Source organism: Rothia sp. HMSC071F11 (assembly GCF_001809115.1).
GTDB lineage: Bacteria > Actinomycetota > Actinomycetes > Actinomycetales > Micrococcaceae > Rothia > Rothia dentocariosa.
The window spans coordinates 111,674-111,976 of the sequence record NZ_KV795760.1 but is presented as its reverse complement, the minus strand read 5'-3'; the positions used below and the strand labels follow the sequence as shown (position 1 = coordinate 111,976).

Sequence of the window (303 nt, the reverse complement as noted above, 5' to 3'; positions counted from 1 at the left end):
TAAACGATGCCGCCGCCGCGCCAATATCCGTACCGAGTGCTACGTTCTCTTCCTCGCCCTCTTCATCTGCACGATGCGACAGTGACGGGTCGCAATCACAGTCGAGGTACCCGAAACGTTCCAGCGCGCGGTGATGCGCCGCCTCCTCATCCATGCCGCGCGCCCGGTAGATGAGCTCAAGCTCGTTCGCATCAATATCAAGGTCACTTGCCACACGCAGAGTCACCTGGGTCGGCTGGGAGGCATCCAAAAGTTCACGCTGAGAACGCACCGAAACGAACTCGCCCGCCGCCATAGAAAGCG

At 60.1% G+C, this 303-nt stretch carries 1 protein-coding gene; it reads right to left on the bottom strand.

Going from position 1 to position 303, the window contains the following annotated elements; translation table 11 throughout:
• Positions 1-303, bottom strand: a 303-nt coding sequence (locus HMPREF2554_RS08070) for a VIT1/CCC1 transporter family protein (protein ID WP_210396033.1), incomplete at both ends; no start/stop codon positions are given.